This window comes from Endozoicomonas sp. (genome assembly GCF_965196975.1).
Lineage (GTDB): Bacteria > Pseudomonadota > Gammaproteobacteria > Pseudomonadales > Endozoicomonadaceae > Endozoicomonas.
Genome location: NZ_OZ239981.1, coordinates 2,815,896 through 2,835,835, shown reverse-complemented (window position 1 = coordinate 2,835,835; position 19,940 = coordinate 2,815,896). Strand labels below are relative to the sequence as shown.

20 protein-coding genes are annotated in these 19,940 nt (G+C 46.3%); 10 read left to right on the top strand and 10 right to left on the bottom strand.

Going from position 1 to position 19,940, the window contains the following annotated elements:
• Positions 1-32 precede the first annotated feature (32 nt).
• Positions 33-1,331 carry a ferric reductase-like transmembrane domain-containing protein gene (locus ACOCLE_RS12780; RefSeq protein ID WP_419536996.1) on the bottom strand — a complete coding sequence of 433 codons (1,299 nt, stop codon included), beginning with the start codon at positions 1,329-1,331 and terminating at the stop codon, positions 33-35.
• A gap of 192 nt (positions 1,332-1,523) precedes the next feature.
• Between ACOCLE_RS12780 and apbC the strand changes: the two genes are divergently transcribed.
• Positions 1,524-2,615: an iron-sulfur cluster carrier protein ApbC gene (apbC, locus tag ACOCLE_RS12775; RefSeq protein WP_419536995.1), complete on the top strand. Its 1,092-nt coding sequence runs from the start codon at positions 1,524-1,526 to the stop codon at positions 2,613-2,615.
• Here the strand turns inward: apbC and ACOCLE_RS12770 are convergent.
• Complete coding sequence (locus tag ACOCLE_RS12770) at positions 2,612-3,187, bottom strand: NAD(P)H-dependent oxidoreductase (RefSeq protein ID WP_419536994.1); 576 nt, start codon at positions 3,185-3,187, stop codon at positions 2,612-2,614. The genes apbC and ACOCLE_RS12770 overlap by 4 nt on opposite strands.
• A gap of 132 nt (positions 3,188-3,319) precedes the next feature.
• Here ACOCLE_RS12770 and ACOCLE_RS12765 point away from each other — a divergent pair, with 132 nt between their 5' ends.
• Together ACOCLE_RS12765 and ACOCLE_RS12760 are read left to right on the top strand one after the other, a co-directional pair.
• Positions 3,320-4,003, top strand: coding sequence for a class I SAM-dependent methyltransferase (locus ACOCLE_RS12765; protein ID WP_419536993.1), 684 nt, complete (start codon positions 3,320-3,322; stop codon positions 4,001-4,003).
• A 117-nt stretch (positions 4,004-4,120) separates the two neighbouring features.
• A complete protein-coding gene (locus ACOCLE_RS12760; RefSeq protein ID WP_419536992.1) occupies positions 4,121-4,609 on the top strand; it encodes a CBS domain-containing protein in 489 nt (162 codons plus the stop codon).
• 252 nt (positions 4,610-4,861) lie between these two features.
• Here ACOCLE_RS12760 and ACOCLE_RS12755 read toward each other — a convergent pair whose 3' ends face one another.
• The 3 genes from ACOCLE_RS12755 to ACOCLE_RS12745 form a co-directional block, all read right to left on the bottom strand.
• Positions 4,862-5,434 carry an OmpA family protein gene (locus ACOCLE_RS12755; protein ID WP_419536991.1) on the bottom strand — a complete coding sequence of 191 codons (573 nt, stop codon included), beginning with the start codon at positions 5,432-5,434 and terminating at the stop codon, positions 4,862-4,864.
• Positions 5,435-5,644: 210 nt separating this feature from the next.
• Positions 5,645-7,012 carry an MATE family efflux transporter gene (locus tag ACOCLE_RS12750; protein ID WP_419536990.1) on the bottom strand — a complete coding sequence of 456 codons (1,368 nt, stop codon included), beginning with the start codon at positions 7,010-7,012 and terminating at the stop codon, positions 5,645-5,647.
• Positions 7,013-7,084: 72 nt separating this feature from the next.
• Positions 7,085-7,510: a MarR family winged helix-turn-helix transcriptional regulator gene (locus ACOCLE_RS12745; RefSeq protein WP_419536989.1), complete on the bottom strand. Its 426-nt coding sequence runs from the start codon at positions 7,508-7,510 to the stop codon at positions 7,085-7,087.
• Between the two features lie 325 nt (positions 7,511-7,835).
• Here ACOCLE_RS12745 and ACOCLE_RS12740 point away from each other — a divergent pair, with 325 nt between their 5' ends.
• Complete coding sequence (locus ACOCLE_RS12740; protein WP_419536988.1) at positions 7,836-8,225, top strand: nuclear transport factor 2 family protein; 390 nt, start codon at positions 7,836-7,838, stop codon at positions 8,223-8,225.
• 148 nt (positions 8,226-8,373) lie between these two features.
• Here ACOCLE_RS12740 and ACOCLE_RS12735 read toward each other — a convergent pair whose 3' ends face one another.
• Positions 8,374-8,505, bottom strand: a complete 132-nt coding sequence (locus ACOCLE_RS12735; protein ID WP_419536987.1) for a hypothetical protein — start codon at positions 8,503-8,505, stop codon at positions 8,374-8,376.
• 87 nt (positions 8,506-8,592) lie between these two features.
• Between ACOCLE_RS12735 and ACOCLE_RS12730 the strand changes: the two genes are divergently transcribed.
• Positions 8,593-9,873: an ISKra4 family transposase gene (locus ACOCLE_RS12730; RefSeq protein ID WP_419532972.1), complete on the top strand. Its 1,281-nt coding sequence runs from the start codon at positions 8,593-8,595 to the stop codon at positions 9,871-9,873.
• Complete coding sequence (locus ACOCLE_RS12725; protein WP_419536986.1) at positions 9,857-9,994, top strand: hypothetical protein; 138 nt, start codon at positions 9,857-9,859, stop codon at positions 9,992-9,994. The genes ACOCLE_RS12730 and ACOCLE_RS12725 overlap by 17 nt, the downstream gene beginning before the upstream one ends.
• A 718-nt stretch (positions 9,995-10,712) precedes the next feature.
• Here ACOCLE_RS12725 and ACOCLE_RS12720 read toward each other — a convergent pair.
• The 3 genes from ACOCLE_RS12720 to tnpC (ACOCLE_RS12710) all read right to left on the bottom strand — a co-directional run bounded on the left by ACOCLE_RS12720 (position 10,713) and on the right by tnpC (ACOCLE_RS12710) (position 13,908).
• Complete coding sequence (locus tag ACOCLE_RS12720) at positions 10,713-11,573, bottom strand: IS3 family transposase (RefSeq protein WP_419533453.1); 861 nt, start codon at positions 11,571-11,573, stop codon at positions 10,713-10,715.
• The gene (locus ACOCLE_RS12715) at positions 11,570-11,878 is read right to left on the bottom strand and encodes a transposase (protein ID WP_419533454.1); all 309 of its coding nucleotides are present in this window, start codon (positions 11,876-11,878) and stop codon (positions 11,570-11,572) included. Before ACOCLE_RS12715 ends, ACOCLE_RS12720 begins: the two co-directional genes overlap by 4 nt.
• Before the next feature lie 524 nt (positions 11,879-12,402).
• The gene (gene tnpC / locus ACOCLE_RS12710) at positions 12,403-13,908 is read right to left on the bottom strand and encodes an IS66 family transposase (protein ID WP_419532963.1); all 1,506 of its coding nucleotides are present in this window, start codon (positions 13,906-13,908) and stop codon (positions 12,403-12,405) included.
• Between the two features lie 132 nt (positions 13,909-14,040).
• Between tnpC (ACOCLE_RS12710) and ACOCLE_RS12705 the strand changes: the two genes are divergently transcribed.
• Positions 14,041-15,318: a GntP family permease gene (locus ACOCLE_RS12705; RefSeq protein WP_419536985.1), complete on the top strand. Its 1,278-nt coding sequence runs from the start codon at positions 14,041-14,043 to the stop codon at positions 15,316-15,318.
• 74 nt (positions 15,319-15,392) lie between these two features.
• Here ACOCLE_RS12705 and ald read toward each other — a convergent pair whose 3' ends face one another.
• Positions 15,393-16,514 (bottom strand): alanine dehydrogenase, encoded by a 1,122-nt coding sequence (gene ald, locus ACOCLE_RS12700; RefSeq protein ID WP_419537206.1) that lies wholly within the window; start codon positions 16,512-16,514, stop codon positions 15,393-15,395.
• Positions 16,515-16,878: 364 nt separating this feature from the next.
• On the opposite strand from ald, the gene ACOCLE_RS12695 reads away from it, so the two are divergent.
• Genes ACOCLE_RS12695 through ACOCLE_RS12685 form a run of 3 tightly spaced genes read left to right on the top strand, consistent with a single transcriptional unit; the run spans position 16,879 to position 19,844 of the window.
• A complete protein-coding gene (locus ACOCLE_RS12695) occupies positions 16,879-17,571 on the top strand; it encodes a hypothetical protein (RefSeq protein WP_419536984.1) in 693 nt (230 codons plus the stop codon).
• Between the two features lie 47 nt (positions 17,572-17,618).
• Positions 17,619-19,124, top strand: a complete 1,506-nt coding sequence (gene tnpC / locus ACOCLE_RS12690; RefSeq protein WP_419532963.1) for an IS66 family transposase — start codon at positions 17,619-17,621, stop codon at positions 19,122-19,124.
• A gap of 51 nt (positions 19,125-19,175) precedes the next feature.
• On the top strand, positions 19,176-19,844 hold the full coding sequence (locus ACOCLE_RS12685) for a hypothetical protein (RefSeq protein ID WP_419536983.1): 669 nt from the start codon (positions 19,176-19,178) through the stop codon (positions 19,842-19,844).
• Positions 19,845-19,940 lie beyond the last annotated feature (96 nt).

Sequence of the window (19,940 nt, the reverse complement as noted above, 5' to 3'; positions counted from 1 at the left end):
TGGATTTCGCTGAGCGGGCGGGTTGACCATTACTAACGAAATTCAAACCGTTCTTGCTCGAAGCGTTTATTGGCCAGTCCATACTGAGTGAGAGTCCTTCTGAGAGACTCTCCGAAGCTTGTTGTTCCACAGAACATTACCGCTGCTTCGGGCAGTGTATGTCTGGCTTGGAGTGTGCCAGGATGTAAACGGCTGCCATTGTCGGAAATGCATGGAACTACAGTCATACCTACTACATTGTCGGCAATTCTCTTCAGCTCAGGCAGAAAGATGGCCTCTGCTTCGGAGTGGACACAATAATAGAGTGTGACAGGGTAGCTGACGCCGGGACTGTTTTTTTCAAGAAATCGGCTCATCGCGACGAACGGAGCAATGCCCACGCCTGTACCAATCCATATCTGTTCACGTGAATCGTCTGAGGTAAAACCACCATATGGGCCTTCCAGTATTATTGAAGAGCCAGATTGAAGAGAGGTGATCAGGTGTTCGGTGTAATCCCCCAGTTTTTTAATGGCAAACTCCATCTCACGAGTGTCTGGGGAGTAACGCAGAATGGTAAAAGGGTGCGCTTTCTCACCATCACGAAAGTCAATAAATGCAAACTGTCCCGGTAGATAATCAATGGTGTTATCAAGCTTCAGGGTCACAACCATAATGCCTTCTGCGGGTCTTTCTATCTGAATAACTTGTCCGCTGTGTTTTTTCTTACGGCCAATCTGCTCGGATAACGAAACCCAAGCAGCCCAGAAGCCTGTTATTGATAGCGAGAGTACAAGTATCGCTATTACTCCGTTTCCTCCACTATGTGGTGTGAGCATAATGCTGTGAGCAGCTCCGAGAAGATAAACAATGCCCAGTAGCTTATGGCTCAGGCTGAATTTTTGATACTGAAATCGATGAATAAGACTGATGGTGATGAGTATCAGCATGGCATAAAACGCCCATTCCCCCATACTTACCGCTTCACCACGGAATTGACTGAAAATGCCCACCTCTCCTGCGCCACCCGTGCGAATCGGCCGGGAGACCAGCTCTGCAGAGACCATCCACGGACCCGACTTCACAGCCAGCCAGTGGAGAATCATAAAGATTCCTGCGGTGATGCCTGCTCTTTTGTGCAGGTGATAGAGCTTATCAAGACCGTGCAGCCGGGTTTCCAGCCAGCCAGGCCGAAGAGCGATAACCATGCAAAGGGTCATTAACCCAAAACCAACAAATCCGGAGAACAGAACGATCTGATGACGCCAGAAAAAGAATCCGGGGTTTTCCGGTATAAATAACAGTTGGCAGGCAATATAGATAACACTGAACAGCAGAATTAAACGCTTCATCTTATGCGCCTTTGCATGGGTGAGAGTGCATTGCCATTGTATGAACCAACGATGATTTGAGTGTGTCAGGGGTTTGAGTATTTGTACTAAATTGTACGGCTCTACTTTGCTTCTAATGGTTTACCTCTTGAATTTGTCGCCTTAAACCCTCATTAAGTCGCATAGTATTTTCCCGCCGACTGGAGTGTGGCCATGAATCCAAGCCGAGCTGATATTGAAGCGGCTATCCGCAGCTATCAGGACCCTTATCTGAAAAACAATTTGCTGGATGCTGGCTGTCTTGAATCTCTGAATATTGATAATGGCAAAGTCAGTGCGTCCCTGGTGCTGGGTTACCCAGCCAAAGGTCTGTGCGATGGGGTTGCCCAGATGCTGTCCAGTAAAATCGAGGATGTTGATGGTGTTGAGTCTGTTGAGGTTGCGGTGAACTGGAAAGTTGATCCTGCTCCGGTTCAAGGTGAGCTGGAAACCATGGCCGGTGTGAAGAACATCATTGCCGTGGCTTCCGGTAAGGGTGGGGTCGGTAAATCCACCACCGCAGCGAATCTGGCTCTGGCGCTGGCTGCAGAAGGTGCGCGGGTGGGTATTCTGGATGCCGATATCTATGGCCCGAGTATGGGACAGATGTTTGGTATTCCGGATGGTACCCGGCCGGATGTGAAGAATGACAAGTTCTTCATGCCGATTGAAGCCCATGGTATTCAGGTGATGTCCATGGCATTCCTGGTTACTGAAGATACCCCGGTGGTGTGGCGTGGTCCAATGGTCAGCGGTGCCCTGATTCAATTATTGACCCAGACTATGTGGAATGACCTGGACTATCTGGTGATTGACCTGCCACCGGGTACCGGTGATATTCAACTAACCCTGGCTCAGAAGATCCCGGTATCTGGCAGTGTGGTGGTTACAACGCCTCAGGATCTGGCACTGATTGATGCCAAGAAAGGTGTAGAAATGTTCCGCAAGGTCGGCGTTCCTGTGCTGGGTGTGGTGGAAAATATGGCCGTTCATATCTGCTCAAACTGTGGCCATACTGAGCACCTGTTTGGCGAAGGTGGCGGTAGCCGGATTGCGGAGCAGTTTGAAATCGATCTGTTGGGCTCTTTGCCGCTCTCTATGATGATTCGTGAACAGGCAGACCAGGGCGCACCCACAGTGGTTTCTGAGCCAGAATCCCAGATCGCCATGATCTATCGGGATATGGCCAGGCACATGACCGCAAAACTATGGTTACGTCATCAGCAGGCTCCTGCAGTGCCCTCTCTGTCAGTGGTCGATGACTAAAAACGTTTAATTTTCTGGCGGACTTTGTCCAGAAACTGGCTTAACTGCGACTTGGAAATTTTATCCATACTGTATAGGGCCAGCCAGTCAATATCCCTGCATTTGGTGACGGCCTTTAAGCTCAGTCTCATCATCTTGCGGGGGGGATTACCGATCAGGGCCATCCGCCAGCGTGATGCGCCCTGGGTCGTAATGATCAGAATCTTCTTCAGGTTCGTTAATTTTGGTTTTACTCCATCCGGGCCAAAATCAGCGACGATAGAAGGAAGCCAGACGCGATCCAGCCAGCCCTTCAGGATTGCCGGTGGTCCCATCCACCAGGTGGGATAGATCATGATCAGGGCTTCAGCCCATTGCAGCTGCTGAACATATTTCTCTACAGTTGCCGTGTTGTCCTTGTCCATATAGGTTCTTCGCTCTGCCGTGCTCATTCTGGGCTCAAAATCTTCCTGGTAAAGGTCCAGGGTTTGTACCTCAAATGATTTTGCTTCCAGTTCATGAGACACCGCTTTCAGGATACTGGCGTTGTAACTCTCGGGAACAGGGTGTGCAAAGACAACCAGTGTTTTCATTCCAGCATTCACTCCATGCCAAATCGTTATTAGTCTGGCCTGATTGTAGCTCTTATTGAGTGGGACGTAAGCCGCTGCACCCGTGCGATTGTCTATGCTTGTTTGCTTATCCACCCTAAAAAGACTAACAGCATGGACAATTTCTTCCAGCAGTGGCGTACCTATCGATCCATTGTTACTCATGGATATATGGGGCATAAGGGGATTGCCGACAGTATTCTCAGGCAGTTGCAGCAGCGGCCACAACAAGGTTTGGATATTCTTGACCTGGGCTGTGGAGATGCAGAGGTGTTTTTCAGACTGCTACCGGAGCTGACGGTCAATGCTTACAAGGGCGTTGATAGTTCTGCTGCGGCTCTTGACGTGTTGACTGAGCGTTTTAACAGCAGGGATGTTACTTTTCAGCTTTACTGTCAGGATATGATGGATTTTTTATCGTCGTATGATGGTCAGTTTGACATTATTCTCGCCGGTTTTTGTATGCATCACTTGTCGTTTGATGAGAAAAAACGCTGTTTGCAGATGGCGTACTATTGCCTTCGTGAGCATGGGGTGATGTTTATCTATGACATTTTTTTGCAACCTGGTGAATCCAGAGATCAGTACCTTTCCCGTTATCTGGCATATATGCATTCCAACTGGGAAGCCATGTCCGCCCATGAGTTGGATGCACTGGACGCGCACATTACGGGCTGTGACTTTCCTGAGGAGGTGCAGACTTTTCAGCGATGGTCTGAAAACATCAGGTTTGAACAGATTGATAGTCTGTGGGAAGGAGAGTGGCATTCCCATAAGCTGCTTCAGCTCAAACGGTGATGATTACAGAGCGGCGGTCACTCTCTGTTCATTCTGATCGTTGACTCAGGTCAAGATAGTGGTTTGCCGCAATAGGTCATACTGATCCCAACAGCGTTACTTTCGGGAGCCAGGGATATGAGCAATGACAACCCATTAGTTAGCATGACGGCTGAACAAATCATGTGCCAGAAGGTGATTACCGTACCTTCTGATTGGTCAGTGGATCGGCTGGCGCGTTTTTTGACGGATAAGGCAATTTCCGGTGCGCCGGTAGTGAATAATGCTGGACAGCTGATTGGCGTTGTTTCATTTTCTGATATTGTCCGACAGGCAGGTAGTGGCCTGGTTGATCTGGCAAAGCGGGATGATAACTTTTACAGCACCATGATGGATGAGACACTGTCACCAGAAGACCAGCGCTCTTTCCATGATCTGGTGGATCAGTCCGTTCTGGTAAACGATATTATGACGCCGATGGTGTTTGAGGTGTCTCCGGATACACCGTTGATCCGTGTTGCTGAAGCGATGGTTAAAGGGCGTATTCACAGGGTTATGGTCACCAGGGATCGCTCATTGAAGGGTGTCATCAGTGCCCTGGATCTGCTGAAGGTGATGACGTTATAAGTGGTTTTTGAAAACCGCTTATCGGTTACTCGAACGTCTGCAATCGTACTTTTTCAGGATACAGTACTTTCCTGTACATTCCCTGAAAATTGCTCCTGCATTTTCAGGATACAGTACTTCCCTGTACATTCCCTGAAAATTGCTCCTGCATTTTCAGGATACAGTACTTCCCTGTACATAAAAAAAGGTACCGCCTAATCGGTACCTTTCTCGTAGAGTGCTAACCGTCTTATTCAATCGAAGCAGAGATGATTAACGGAAGATTTTCATCTCAACGCGACGATTTTTCATGCGGGTTTCTTCTTCATCGTTGCTGGCGACAGGGTTTCTCTTACCCTTGCCCCAGGTGGCGATTCGGCTTTCTTCAATACCTTTTTGCATGAGATAGGCTTTAACGGCGAGAGCCCGGTTTTCAGACAGGTCTTGGTTCACCTGATCTGGACCTATGTTGCAGGTATAACCCGTTAATTCGATTCGCTTGGATTTACCCATGCGTTCTGCAACGGCATCCAGCATCATGCGATCGTTCATATCCAGATCATCAGAGCCAAAGTCGAAATGCACAGTTTTTGGGGTTTGATCGGCAATAGCGCAATGCAGGCCAGACACCATAGCACCAGCTACCATTGCTGCACCACCGGCAGCCAGATTGCTCAGGGCTGTTGGAACGCCGAGAGCAACTCCGCCTTTCGCAGCGCATTCGGGCCAGTTGGTGGTTGATTTGTAATCACCAGCGACCATCTCGCTGCTGGTTTTCATCATGCCGCAGCCTGTCATCAGAAGGGCTGCTGCCAGAAGGGCGGTTATTCTGAGTTGCCTTATCATGGTACTTCTCCATCCATGGTTTAAAGATTTGTGATTCCCTTTTATGGGAATTTCTACTGAGTATAGTGTTGTTGTTTTTCGTTGCGGGAGTAAGTTGGAAAATCTTTTTGGACCGCTTCAGCGAGACTGATTTTTGACAGAGTCTGCAGGTTTTCAGGGATGAGCGGTAGCTCTGAGGGAGCTACCTGTATGAGAGGGGATGAATTGGAACTAAGTGGCAACGGTGGGTCTTTCTTTCAGGTCTTTTAATAAAAGCCACAATACGGCTGCCGCCAGGAAAACATTGGAAATTGGCATGGAAAGCCATACGCCAATGGCTCCAAACAGGGGGGGGAGAGTGAGAAGCAGAGGTATCTGAACCACCATATTGCCTACTGTAATGAAGGTTGCCGTTCTGGATTTTGCCAGTGATTGAAAATAGGCTGCAGCCACGACTATAAACCCATCCAGAAACATGGTCATCAGATGCAGCCGCAGCCCTAACACCGTTTCACTCATCAGCTGGACATTATCCCGGTTGAATATTGAGGCAATGGTTTGTGGAAAAAGGTTGATAAACAGTACGGTACCAATGCCCAGACCTAGTGCTGCTGTTGAACCCATGCGGATAGCCGCACGGATATTCTTATTATTATTGGCTCCCTTGTTGAAGCTGACGATGGGCTGAATGCCATTGGCAATGCCTTCTGCAGTCATGTAGTAAACGGCCTGAATATAACCCACGATGGTAAATGCAGCCAGTGTGGTTACAGAACCATGAATAAGAAACAACTTGTTATGAACCGCCAGAACAAAGCTCATATAAGCAAACATGGTCAGGCTGGGAAGACCTGTAGCCAGAATATTCCAGCTGTCTTTCAATTCCATACCAAGATCTTGTAGCTTTAGTCTGAGCTTGGCTTTGGGGCTGAAAAAGTAGGCCAGACTCCAGATGGCTGTGACGGACTGTGCAAAAATAGTGGCCAGGGCCGCTCCGGCAATGCCCTGTTCCCAGACAATGATAAACAGATAGTCCAGAATGATATTCAGTACTGCACCTGTTGAGATAATCAGGGTAGCCAGTTGTGGGCGCTCATCGTTACGAACCATCATCGGCAAGCCTGCACCGGCTGTTGCCATGGTGGCGGCCAGACTGATGTAGAACAAGTAGTCACTGCCCATATCAAAAACAGAGCCAGTGGCGCCCATCAGCTGTAATACCGGGTCACCAATGTAAAGTAGAGCCAATGTTTGCAGAAGACTTGCCAGCAGCATCAAAACCACACCATTACCAAGAATAGTTCTGGCTCTTCTTAAATCTCCCTGGCCACGGGCAATAGAACTGTGAGCTGAAGAGCCCATGCCAATCATCATTCCAATACCGATAATGATGCCAAAAACAGGCCAGCACAGGTTCATGGCAGCAAGACCTTCGGCTCCCACAACCTGACCAATGAAAATCCCATCAATGGTGGCATAGAGACCGTTGACCAGCATACCGGCAACGGCTGGTATGGTGTATCGCCAGAAAAGCTTGTTGACTGGCTGGTTGGCCAGAGACTCTTTATTGCCTGCTGACCCTTCGCCAGTGTGTTCCATTGTATTGCTTGAATGTAAATCCATGGGTATCAACTTATCTTGTTAGCTTAGCTAACTAAATGGGTAAAAATTTTACAGCTGTTCACACACTTGAGCTAACAAGTGTTCCAGGGTTTGATAATCGGTTTGCTTCATCTGCTTTTTGATGCGTTGGGTGAAACGGTCAAAAATTTCGTTGTCCAGAGTCATCAGTGCTTTTCCTTCTGCACTCAGGCTGACCAGCACTACACGACCATCATCAGGAGAGGCAGTTCTTTTCAGTAACCCTCGCCGTTCAAGCTTGGTGATCATGTTGCTTGCAGAAGGTTTAGAGACCCGCATCATATTGGCAATATCGGAAAGTCTGGCTTGTTCAAGTTGTTGAACTGTCTGCAGGTAGTCATACTCATTAAACGACAACTGCATAAAGCGACTGCCAACTTCATCGCTGCGCCACATTTTATTCAGGTGGCGCTCGATACGGTCCAGAGATTGGCTAAGTGATGGTTTGGTGGACATGATAATTTTGTTAGTCTAACTAAATAAATGTAAGTATAAGCATTTTCGAGGCTGATTTACATCAGTCAAAGTCCGTACAAGGCTTCCATCCACTGATCGATATTTAAATAGAGAGGTGTTACTTATGTCTTCAGATCCAGTGATCTGCAGGATTTTGTTGATAGCTCTTCTGTTAATTTGCAGCGAATTCAACTTTTATTGATGGCAAGCAATTGTCATTTTTGTCCTTTGGCTATTATCCCATTTTTCATGGAGCCGAACCTAAGGCTCATAACAATTAGGGTGAGAACCCTTCTATCGGACTTAAGTCAGAGGTTTCAATAGAATGACCACTTCACGTCAGCAATTAATTGATCTGACCTTCAAGTTTATGGAGGCATTCAATACCAACAATCTTGAAGATGTCATGGATTTTTTCTCGGAAGATGCAGTTTATGACGAATTTAATAGTAGGAGAAACATAGGCAAAGAGGCTATTTGTCGAGCTCTGGAACCTCAGTTTTCTGGAAAGTTTGGTGTTATGCAGTTCGTTGATGATGACCTGTTTGTTGATCCTGCTTCTGGCAAAGTTATGGTCAGCTGGCAGTGCAAGCTGGAGGTTAAGGGGCAGCCAACATACTGGAATGGTCTCGACTTGCTTCACTTCAATGGTGATAAAGTGGTGCAAAAACTCACCTATGCAAAAAGCAAAGTTCCATTGTTTTATGACTGTTAAAACAGTGCTTTGGTCTTATTGATTATGCAAACCTCTGGGCGATTTTATAACAGCACTAATGCGTTGCTTATGGTCGCTCTATCAGGAATGGCGCTGCAGGGCATAACCAAGAGCGGCATTGGTGTACTTTTCACCAGACAAAATGATCTTAGGCTTTTATGGCTTCTTCCTGCATTGTTGTTTTTTTCTCTGCTTGCTTTTGCTCTTTTCCCAGAGCATAGCCCAGGATGGAATTGCTGATGAGCGTGTGAGTTGAGTTTGAATAAGGTAGGTTCTTCACAGCAGGGTGCTCTCTCTGAATGATTGAAACAATAGTGCTCTATTTTCACAGCTACTATGGGAACACCACTCATAATAGTTAACTGTCATGCCCGCTTCTGTTATTTCCAGCTCTACCAAAAGCATCGTTTTGCAAATTGAAGTTTCTATAGATTCAGGCAACATGCTGAATCTTGAAGATAGTTTACAGCGTGCACTCAATGAAGCCGGGCAGCTTGGAACAAAAGAGTTATTGGGGCTATTTGAATCACCCAATAAAGAACCTATCGTCGTTAATCAGCAGAAGTGGAACTACAAAGGAAAGGTTCTTAAGCACTATGAAACCTTATACGGTCGTATACCTTTGGAGCGCTCCGTATATCAGGGTGTCAGAGGTGGCAGTACTCTGGCAGCACTTGATCTTCGTGCCGGTATTATTGGTTCAGCTACCCCCAAATTTGCCAAGTCTATCGCCTGGAAATACAGCCAGATGCCAGCGCCTGCGGTAAAAGAAGATTTTGAGACCAACCATCAAAGGACGCTTTCAAATTCTTATATCAAGCATTTATCGGACAGAGTAGGTGCATTAATTGAAGACCAGCAAGACACTCACTACCACCTTCCTCCACTAAAAGAGCCTGTTGAAACAATAGCCATTGGTCTGGATGGAACCTGCATGCTGCTTTGTGAAGAAGGCTGGAGGGAAGCCATGTGTGGGACATTGAGCCTATATTCTGCAGATGGAGACAGGCTCCACACGATATATACAGCCAGTTCGCCAGAGTATGGTAAACAAAGCTTTATGAGCAAGCTCGACGAGGAGATTGCAGATCTAAAACGACTCTACCCAAATGCCACATACATCGGGGTAGCTGACGGGGCTAGAGAAAACTGGAGTTATTTGAAACAACATACCTCTGGGCAGATACTCGATTTTTATCATGCATCTGAATATTTAGCTGGAGCAGCGGAAGCACTGTTTCCAACCAGTAAGGCGAAGCGACACCAGTGGCTTGAAGACAGGCTACATAGTTTGAAAAACAAGCGTGGAGCAGCCAAAAAAATCCTTCAGGAAATTGAATCAGCCGAGCTCCCGAAAAAGACAATCGCACTGACAGAGAAGCGCTACAAAGCTGTGAGCTATTTTACAAACAATCACCAGTTAATGAATTATCATCAGGCGCTTAAACGCCATTGGCCAATAGGTTCAGGAGTTACTGAAGCGGCTTGTAAGACTCTGGTAAAGCAACGATTATGTGGTTCTGGAATGAGGTGGAAAGCAACAGGAGCGGAAGTGCTTTTGACAACAAGAGCACTGATCCAGAGTAAGGGGCGCTGGGAACAACTTTGGTCTGAGTTCATGACTGGAAAGGTTGAAGCTAACCTATGAGTCAGTTATCAAATTGAGAGAGCACCCTCACAGCAAGCACTTCAACACCAACATCGAAGTGATGAACGGTATCGATCATATTCTCCTGTTTGAACGATGGGTTATTGGTTGTGATTCTTAAGTGAGTTATCGTTGATTTCTCAGGGGTAGAGTAATTGAGATACCGTATTGTCAAGGGGGGGGTGGATATATCGACAGTCTTTTAATGAGTTATAATGGGCAACTGATCGTTGAGGACTATTGGTGGGCAAGGATCGGTTAATGATCCAATTTTAAAGTGTTTTTCCGAGTTATCAGAGAATGAGCTGTCTGAAAATATTAAGTCAATAAGAATTCATGATTGGTTGAGCATGCGTTCTGGTCTGAATTTTAAGGGTGTAGATATCAATCCAGATAACATCAAAGAAAATAATTATGTCGAACCGTATTTAAAAACGACCAGATCATTAGCTTCGGGAAAACCATTTAAATATTAGTAGAGCTCAGACCCTGATACTTTGAATCATATTCTTTATAGGGTGTCTGGACAGACTCTGGAGGAATTTACTGGGTATTATTTCTTTAAACCTTTGGGTGTTGATAATATCCGATGGAAACAGTCCATTAGTGGACTGAAAAAGCCAAGTTCAGGATTGTATCTAACGTCAAGAGATACGTTAAAAATTGGGTTGGCAGCTGTGTCTAGAGGAGGTTATCAGTCCTAAAATATTCAATGGTACATAGGGTTACTTCTGGTAGACTGAACATTTCAGAGTTGGTCGTCATCAAGTTAAAACAATTTCAGCTCGTGGTGCAAAGGGGGAGTTTATTTTTTGGTGTTACCCACGAAAAGTGGACACCTATTGTTGGTTTCTACGCTCAAACTCAACAGGACTTAAATATCCCAGTGATGAATGCCGTCTGATTCGGTTATAAAATATTTCGATGTATTCAAAGATTCCAGATCTGGCTTCTTCAATACTCTGAAATCGTTCGGCATAAACTAATTCAACTTTTAACCGGCTAAAGAATGACTCCATAGCTGCATTATCCCAGCAGTTACCAGGTCTGCTCATACTGGGCTCTCCACCATATCGCCGAATCAAACTCTGGTAACGAGTAGCCCGATATTGAACACCACGATCTGAATGGATAAGCAGCCCAGGCTCTGTTGATCGCTGGGCAAAAGCCATCTCAAGTGCCCGGGTGACCAACGACTCAACCATGGTGGTATCTAAAGCCCAGCCGATGATCCGGCGAGAATAAAGATCCATCACAGTTGCGAGATACAACCATCGGCTTTTTACCCGGATATAGGTGATATCAGTTGTCCACTTCTGGTTTGGCTTATCGGCCTGAAAGCAGCGGCGCAAGCGATTTTCAGCAACACCGTACAGCGCTTCAGCACTGGGCGAATATTTAAATGCGCGTCCATTACGCGCCTTGAGCCCAACCTGTTTCATCAGCCGGGCAACCATATTCAAGCAACATTGTGTTCCTGAGGCTTTCAGCTCCTGTGTGATCCTGGGTGCACCGTAGCGAGCTTTGAAAACCTTAAACGTATTAACAATGGCTGTTTTGATCTTATCCGAGCGCTGCTTTCGTACGCTTTCACCGGACATCTGCCAATAATAGAACCCAGAACGAGAGACGCTCAGAACGCGACACATCAACACCAGAGAGTAGCAACCGCGATATCTGGCAATCAGGGCGTACTTCACTCTTGGTGTTTCGCGAAGTACGCAGACACCTTTTTTAGAAACTCATTCTCCTGCTTGAGGCGGTGGTTCTCACGTTTGAGGTTTTTTACCTCATCGGATTCTTTGCGAGAATAGTCGACACCTTCAAGTGAATTGAACTGTTTTTCTGAAAGACGGGAAAACTGTCGTTTCCAGTTATAGATCTGCTGAACACTGATCCCAAGCTGTTCAGCAACCTCTGAAGCTTTTCTATCAGGTAATCCCGCCATGCGAACGGCTTCTTTGCGGAATTCTTCAGTATAAGCAGGATGTCTGTGTTTACTCATGACTCACCTCATCGTTAGAAGATAATCTAACTTAATGAAGTGTCCAGTATTCGTGGGTAACTCGATTTTATAACGCCTGATTTGGAATTGGTGCTTGTGATCACAAGCAGTAATGATAATAACACCCGAAAAGCTCCTTTTAGCGTTGTGCCAGAATTAATTTTTCCTGATTTTTTCTAATTCTTTTTGAAAGAAATAATTCATTATATGGTTTTGGGTGAGTAAGAGCTGGGAACTATTTTCGAATCACTCAGAGTACACTGAGTATTTTAAATGAATATTAAAATAATTTTAAGTTCTAATAAGCCTAACGAATATTAATAGCAGTTAAATGGAGTAATGTCTTCAGCTGGTCTACATTTAGCATTCTTTGGAGCTAGTGAATTTTTCGTAAATCCATTGATGTATATAAGTTAGCTTACCTTTTTATTAATCGAATCACAGCGTTCCCAAGTGAATTCATGACAGATGTTAATAACAATAGCGGGATTTGCATTTTCTGTAGGGCTATTAATTTATTGTAACTATTCAGCACCCAGCAAAGGCGTATTGTTGTAATTTCGAACCGCTTTAAGAAGCGCCTGAAATATGTTCAACCCCTGCTTTTTAGCAGATGATAAATAGCTTCGGATTCGGGTAAACATGGTACCTCCGTCTTCGCTTCTGAAGCAGCCTGAGATCTTCTGCTTAAGTTTGGCCATCCTGGCATCACGTTCACTGCCATTGTTATCGAAGGGAATTGAAAAGTCCGACATGAAGCGCAACGTTTCAACCTTAAACTCAATAAGCCTTTTGAACAGGTTGTAGGCCTTGGTATTCCTGACCTTCTTACGTCCAAGCACCTGTCGTTGTTTTTCCATATAAGCGGTTTCCTTCGTGAGAGCCCTTTGAAGGATTTGGTCGTATATCGTCTCAATGCGAAGCTGTATTGCACCAGGCATTTGAGTCAGACCGGCTGCTTTGTATTTCTTGCAGAAGTGCCAGGAGAGCGTAAGCAATTTCATCAGCCGCAGAGCCAGCTTATTCGCATCCCTATCGACAACTCCCTGAAGCTCTCTCAGATGATGGGCATTACAAAGCACATGCACTGCCGCATAGGCAAAGTAGGACTTCCAATGATCGTGAACCAGAATGCCTGCAAAAGTCAGCAGGATGCCCATTGCATCCATTGCTTCACAACCTCGCCTTTCTGAGAGGTAGTAAAGCGTCCATTGGTCATCTCGCATAATGTGTAACCACCACAGTGAACCGTCAACCCGCATGCCAGTTTCATCCGCTCCTGCAACCGGACTTTCTTGTAAAGCATCGCGGATACTCTGCTCAGTAGAGGCCAGGTTCTCATGGGTATAGGCAACAAAATTGGCAACAGAGCCTGCGCTGACACTCATGCAATAAATAGTATTGAAATACTCAGACACCCGGTGATATGGGATGAAGTGATACTGGTTTAAATGAACAGCCATTGCCTGAGTCACTTCTCCGTATTGAGCAGCGGCTTTCACTCCTTGGGGAAACTCAGCGGTGTTCCGTTTACCACAAGGACATACTTTAACGTCTGCCCAGTACGCGGTAACTTCAAATTCTCCGGGTCTACCTGGATCAAAAACCTGTCGCTCAATGTATTTGGTGGGTTTAATATCGATAAGCGAAGACTGGCAACAGCAACATTTTTCAACCTTCAGATGCCTGACATAATCGGGTAAGGCGACACGTCTCAAACAAGAGCCTTGATGACCTTTCTGGCCACCTGGTTTATTGCCTGAAGATGGTCTAAGGCTTTTGGGGTTCGGTGTTTCCTGTGAGGAGCAGGGGGCTTCTTTGGAAGATGTATCACCTTTATCACTCCCTTTTTTACTGGGCTTTTGATAACCATCTGACGATGGTGGCTTACTACTGTTTTGACTGTTTTTATTAACCCTTTCTTCCAGTTCGCTGCAACGTTCCCGTAAAAGCGCATTCTCGGTCCGAAGCTCTTCATTCTCTTTAAGGAGAGCTTCGGTAAACGGAGTAGCTGGGAAGTCTGGTTCCATACTGGAGATTTGTTAGAAAAATTGAGTATAAGATGATGGTCGAAAAATCAGAAAATTCCAGATTTATATGAAGGGTGCTGAATAGTTACAATTTATTTAACAGTCCGGTGGCACTGGCCATCCTTTCTGGCATTGCTGCTTGCCAGCTATACCGCTGGTTTGAGTTTTGGACTCTCTCCGGATCAGGTTGCTTCTACTGTGATGGAAGGTTTTGGAGCCACAATCGGTGATATTGGTTTAACGATCGCTCTTGGGGCGTTATTGGGTTACATTCTGGAGTATTGTGGAGCTACCATCAGTATTGCCAAAGGGATTATCTGTATTTTGGGGGGGCGTTTTCCTGGTATTGCTCTGGCAATCACTGGGTATATCGTCTCTATCCCCATTTATTGTGACTCTGGTTTTATTATTCTTAATTCCATACGGCGTTATCTGGCTAAAACACATAATGTTTCTCCGGTTTTCCTCAGCACCGTACTCGGTAGCGCTCTCTATGCCACTCACACATTGGTATTACCCACTCCTGGGCCACTGATTGCAGCAATTAATTTTCAATTAACTGGCTACTTACCCATTGTTTTGATGTTAGGGCTGGTATTGTCATTGTTGGCCACAGTTACGGGTTTTCTCTGGGCATTATGTATTCGTAAACTGGTACCTGCGAGGCTAGAGTCTGAATTGGTTGAAGAGCCTCTTGCAAATGAGAGTTCAGAAATCCCCTTTCATAAAGCAATTGCTCCAATCATGATGCCGATGCTGCTGATTTCAGCTGGAGGTATCGCAAGTCATGGCGGGAGTATCGTCAGTCAATGGGTTGGTTTTTTAGGTCAGCCAGTAAATGCCTTGCTGGCCGGTTTGGCAGCAGCATTACCACTATTGAAATATGGTCCGGAAGACAAACTTCAAGTGTGTATCTCCAGGGGGTTGGAAGCTGGAGGTAAAATTGTGTTGATCGTTGGCTGCGGTGGAGCATTTGGTTATGTGCTTCAAAACAGTGAGTTAACCGAGTTGTTTACCACAAATCCGGGGTTTGTAAATTTGGGGCTGTTTTTACCTTTTGTGATGGCTGCAATTATAAAAACTGCAGAAGGTTCAACCACTGTGGCATTGATAACGGCTTCTGTATTGATTAATCCGCTCCTACCTGCATTAGGCCTTGATACTACAACTGGCAGGTTATTTGCCCTGTTTGCATGCAGTGCAGGAGCAATGACTATCGCTCATGTGAATGACAGTTATTTCTGGATCATCACTGAATTTACTGGAATGGACACGGCGACAGCTTTGAAATCCATTACAGTTGCAACTTTTTTGCAAGGAGTCGTCGTGTTGATGGTCGTACAGTTCCTGGCCTTTTTTCTCGACGTATTAACACTGCAAACTTTGCCATTTCTGGTGAGTTACCTGTAAAAACGCAGTTACCACTGGAAAGTGGTAACTGCGTAACATAACCGTCATCATGCCTGATGAGATAAGGCTGCTGATTAAATCTCAGTCAGCATCTGATCAGCTGATTTATATGGCAGGCTCTGTGCCAGGGCAACACTCTCACAGGTAACAGCACCCTTGCAGACATTCAGGCCTTCCAGCAGGTGTGGATTGTCTTCCAGAGCCTTACGGGGGCCTTTGTTGGCAATCTGAAGAACATAAGGCAGTGTTGCATTGTTCAATGCCAGGGTGGAGGTGCGGGCCACGGCGCCGGGCATGTTGGCAACACAGTAATGAACCACTTCATCAACGATAAAGGTTGGTTCTGCATGAGTAGTGGCTACTGAAGTTTCCGCACAGCCGCCCTGATCAATGGCTACATCAACAATAACAGAGCCAGGCTTCATCTTACTGACCAGCTCCCGGGTGATGAGCTTGGGTGCTGCAGCGCCGGGCAATAGAACTCCACCAATGACCAGGTCAGCGGACACTACATGCTGTTCGATAGACTGGGAGGTGGAATACACGGTGCGAACACGGTTGCCATATTGGGCATCCAGGCGGCGCAGGGCATCCACTGAACGGTCAAGTACCACGACTTCTGCACCCATGCCTACGGCCATTGCTGTTGCATTCTGACCAACAACCCCGGCACCAATAATCACGACTTTGGCGGGCTCAACTCCGGGAACACCGCCAAGCAGCATACCGCGTCCAGCCATGGATTTTTCCAGGCAGCGTGCACCAGCCTGGATGGACATGCGACCGGCAACTTCAGACATAGGAGCCAGCAGAGGCAGTCGGCCCTGGGCGTCAGTCACCGTTTCATAGGCGATACAGGTGGCGCCTGAATTGATAAGGTCAGTGGTCTGTGGCACATCGGGTGCCAGGTGCAGGTATGTGAACAGTGTATGGTGGGGTTTCAGTCTGGCGCGCTCTACGGCCTGAGGCTCTTTTACTTTAACGATCAGTTCAGCGGCCTCGAAAACCGCTTCAGCCGTTTCCAGAATAGTGGCGCCTGAGGCCTGGTAATCTTCGTTAAAAAAACCTACGCCATTACCAGCATGGTCCTCAACAAAAACCTCATGTCCGTTTTGAACCAGCTCTTTAACAGCAGCCGGTGTGAGGCCTACGCGGTACTCGTGATTTTTGATTTCCTTGGGAATACCTATCCGCATATTCAACTCCATGATCATATTAACGTGGGTTATAACAATATTTAACATTAATTTTCACAGGATTTTATCTTGAATATGTATTTTTTTTTAGGTTTTTATCCTGAAAAAAACTTTTGGTTTATTTTTTTGTTCTGTGTTCAGGAAAGTGTAACAAATAAAGCCTTTTAGTCGCCTGAGACTGTATTTTTGTTGAATATATTGAACATCTCTCTGCGACTGGGCAGTATTGTCATAAAAAAGGCACCAACAATAACAAAGAGAACAAGTTAGGCATTAGTTGGCACTTTGCCCGGCAAGGGCCTTTGCCTCAGACATATCAAGACTGAACGCAGTGCTTGCTCTCAAAAAAACAGGGGACTTATCAATGCCTGACTTCAAAACAGAGCTCGCTGATTATCTTGAACGTTATCCGAATACTGAGTACATCGATACCTTACTGCCTGATATTAATGGCTTTATCAGGGGAAAACGTATTCCTGCATCTGGCTTCAAAAAACTGGAAAAAGGCTGTTACCTGCCTTGCTCGGTATTTTCCCTGGACATTACCGGTGTCACGATAGAAGAAGCCGGGTTGGGAATGACCATTGGAGAGCCTGATCGCATCTGTGTACCAGTGCCTGGAACACTAGCTCCGTCTGCTGCAGATCCAGAGAAAATAGCTCAGGTACTTTTAACTATGCAGGAAGAGGACGGCAGTGGTTTTCCCTATGAGCCGCGGAATGTCTTGAACAATATTGTCCAGCGATTTAAAACCCTTGGCTACAGACCCGTTGTGGCTCTGGAGCTTGAGTTCTATCTGATTGATCCGCAGCGTTCATCAGAAGGAAAAATACAGCCGCCTGTCGGTTTTGTAACAGGTATCCGTGAAACCATGAGCCAGGTCTATTCCGTTGATGGGCTGGTGGATTTTGCCGGATTTCTGGACGATGTTAATCAGCTGGCCAAAGCTCAGGGGGTTCCTGCTGATTCTGCGGTTGCAGAAGCGGCACCCGGGCAGTTTGAGATTAACCTCAAGGTAACTATTCAGCACCCTTCATATAAATCTGGAATTTTCTGATTTTTCGACCATCATCTTATACTCAATTTTTCTAACAAATCTCCAGTATGGAACCAGACTTCCCAGCTACTCCGTTTACCGAAGCTCTCCTTAAAGAGAATGAAGAGCTTCGGACCGAGAATGCGCTTTTACGGGAACGTTGCAGCGAACTGGAAGAAAGGGTTAATAAAAACAGTCAAAACAGTAGTAAGCCACCATCGTCAGATGGTTATCAAAAGCCCAGTAAAAAAGGGAGTGATAAAGGTGATACATCTTCCAAAGAAGCCCCCTGCTCCTCACAGGAAACACCGAACCCCAAAAGCCTTAGACCATCTTCAGGCAATAAACCAGGTGGCCAGAAAGGTCATCAAGGCTCTTGTTTGAGACGTGTCGCCTTACCCGATTATGTCAGGCATCTGAAGGTTGAAAAATGTTGCTGTTGCCAGTCTTCGCTTATCGATATTAAACCCACCAAATACATTGAGCGACAGGTTTTTGATCCAGGTAGACCCGGAGAATTTGAAGTTACCGCGTACTGGGCAGACGTTAAAGTATGTCCTTGTGGTAAACGGAACACCGCTGAGTTTCCCCAAGGAGTGAAAGCCGCTGCTCAATACGGAGAAGTGACTCAGGCAATGGCTGTTCATTTAAACCAGTATCACTTCATCCCATATCACCGGGTGTCTGAGTATTTCAATACTATTTATTGCATGAGTGTCAGCGCAGGCTCTGTTGCCAATTTTGTTGCCTATACCCATGAGAACCTGGCCTCTACTGAGCAGAGTATCCGCGATGCTTTACAAGAAAGTCCGGTTGCAGGAGCGGATGAAACTGGCATGCGGGTTGACGGTTCACTGTGGTGGTTACACATTATGCGAGATGACCAATGGACGCTTTACTACCTCTCAGAAAGGCGAGGTTGTGAAGCAATGGATGCAATGGGCATCCTGCTGACTTTTGCAGGCATTCTGGTTCACGATCATTGGAAGTCCTACTTTGCCTATGCGGCAGTGCATGTGCTTTGTAATGCCCATCATCTGAGAGAGCTTCAGGGAGTTGTCGATAGGGATGCGAATAAGCTGGCTCTGCGGCTGATGAAATTGCTTACGCTCTCCTGGCACTTCTGCAAGAAATACAAAGCAGCCGGTCTGACTCAAATGCCTGGTGCAATACAGCTTCGCATTGAGACGATATACGACCAAATCCTTCAAAGGGCTCTCACGAAGGAAACCGCTTATATGGAAAAACAACGACAGGTGCTTGGACGTAAGAAGGTCAGGAATACCAAGGCCTACAACCTGTTCAAAAGGCTTATTGAGTTTAAGGTTGAAACGTTGCGCTTCATGTCGGACTTTTCAATTCCCTTCGATAACAATGGCAGTGAACGTGATGCCAGGATGGCCAAACTTAAGCAGAAGATCTCAGGCTGCTTCAGAAGCGAAGACGGAGGTACCATGTTTACCCGAATCCGAAGCTATTTATCATCTGCTAAAAAGCAGGGGTTGAACATATTTCAGGCGCTTCTTAAAGCGGTTCGAAATTACAACAATACGCCTTTGCTGGGTGCTGAATAGTTACACCTCAAGCATGGCGAAGATGCGGTTGCGGCCTGTGATCATGCGATTATGCTGAAGCGATTGATCCGCGAACTGGCGGGTCGTTATAACTATGAAGCCACCTTTATGGCCAAACCTTATGAAGAGCAGCCGGGCAATGGGCTGCATATTCATGTCAGCCTTCAGGATGATGCCGGTGGTAATGTATTTGCCAATGCAGATGGGGAAGACAGTAAGCTGCTGCAGCATGCCATTGCCGGTTCCATTGACATGATGCCAGAAACCGTGGCGTTGCTCAGTCCAAATGTAAACTCCTATCGTCGTCTTGTACCTGATATGTATGTGCCGTTGCATGCATCCTGGGGACACAATAATCGAACCGTATCGTTAAGAATTCCTGCCAGTGGGAAGGCTGATCGCCGAATAGAACATCGCCTTGCTGGGGCTGATGCCAATCCGTACCTGACATTGGCAGCGGTGCTTGCCGGCATGTTGTATGGCATTGAGAATAAGCTGGCACCGCCAGAAGAAGCATTACCAGGGGGGGATAACGACTACCCTCTGTTACCTCATCGCCCTGCTGAAGCATTATCCAGGCTGTCAGAAGGAGAGCTGCTTTCTGAATATATCAGCCAGCAATATATTGATCTCTATACACTCTGCAAGCGCGAGGAGTTACAACGCTTTGAGCGTCATGTAACCGCACTGGAAACGGAGTGGATGTTGAAAACGGCCTGATTTGATGTTGTTAGGTTTGTCCCGGAATAACTTCGTCATTTTACCAGGGTTTGTAAAAAAGCCGCCGCCCGCCATCCGCTGCCCGCAAAAGCACAG

Bases quoted from the DNA above. Each gene is read 5' to 3' on its own strand.
- ACOCLE_RS12745 (WP_419536989.1), bottom strand. From the start codon at position 7,510: ATGTCCACCAAACCATCACTTAGCCAATCTCTGGACCGTATCGAGCGC.
- ACOCLE_RS12740 (WP_419536988.1), top strand. From the start codon at position 7,836: ATGACCACTTCACGTCAGCAATTAATTGATCTGACCTTCAAGTTTATG.
- ACOCLE_RS12750 (WP_419536990.1), bottom strand. From the start codon at position 7,012: ATGGAACACACTGGCGAAGGGTCAGCAGGCAATAAAGAGTCTCTGGCC.
- ACOCLE_RS12770 (WP_419536994.1), bottom strand. From the start codon at position 3,187: ATGAAAACACTGGTTGTCTTTGCACACCCTGTTCCCGAGAGTTACAAC.
- ACOCLE_RS12760 (WP_419536992.1), top strand. From the start codon at position 4,121: ATGAGCAATGACAACCCATTAGTTAGCATGACGGCTGAACAAATCATG.
- tnpC (WP_419532963.1), bottom strand. From the start codon at position 13,908: ATGGAACCAGACTTCCCAGCTACTCCGTTTACCGAAGCTCTCCTTAAA.
- ACOCLE_RS12755 (WP_419536991.1), bottom strand. From the start codon at position 5,434: ATGATAAGGCAACTCAGAATAACCGCCCTTCTGGCAGCAGCCCTTCTG.
- ACOCLE_RS12780 (WP_419536996.1), bottom strand. From the start codon at position 1,331: ATGAAGCGTTTAATTCTGCTGTTCAGTGTTATCTATATTGCCTGCCAA.
- ACOCLE_RS12695 (WP_419536984.1), top strand. From the start codon at position 16,879: ATGCCTGACTTCAAAACAGAGCTCGCTGATTATCTTGAACGTTATCCG.
- ACOCLE_RS12730 (WP_419532972.1), top strand. From the start codon at position 8,593: ATGCCCGCTTCTGTTATTTCCAGCTCTACCAAAAGCATCGTTTTGCAA.
- ACOCLE_RS12685 (WP_419536983.1), top strand. From the start codon at position 19,176: ATGCTGAAGCGATTGATCCGCGAACTGGCGGGTCGTTATAACTATGAA.
- apbC (WP_419536995.1), top strand. From the start codon at position 1,524: ATGAATCCAAGCCGAGCTGATATTGAAGCGGCTATCCGCAGCTATCAG.
- ald (WP_419537206.1), bottom strand. From the start codon at position 16,514: ATGCGGATAGGTATTCCCAAGGAAATCAAAAATCACGAGTACCGCGTA.
- ACOCLE_RS12765 (WP_419536993.1), top strand. From the start codon at position 3,320: ATGGACAATTTCTTCCAGCAGTGGCGTACCTATCGATCCATTGTTACT.
- ACOCLE_RS12715 (WP_419533454.1), bottom strand. From the start codon at position 11,878: ATGAGTAAACACAGACATCCTGCTTATACTGAAGAATTCCGCAAAGAA.
- tnpC (WP_419532963.1), top strand. From the start codon at position 17,619: ATGGAACCAGACTTCCCAGCTACTCCGTTTACCGAAGCTCTCCTTAAA.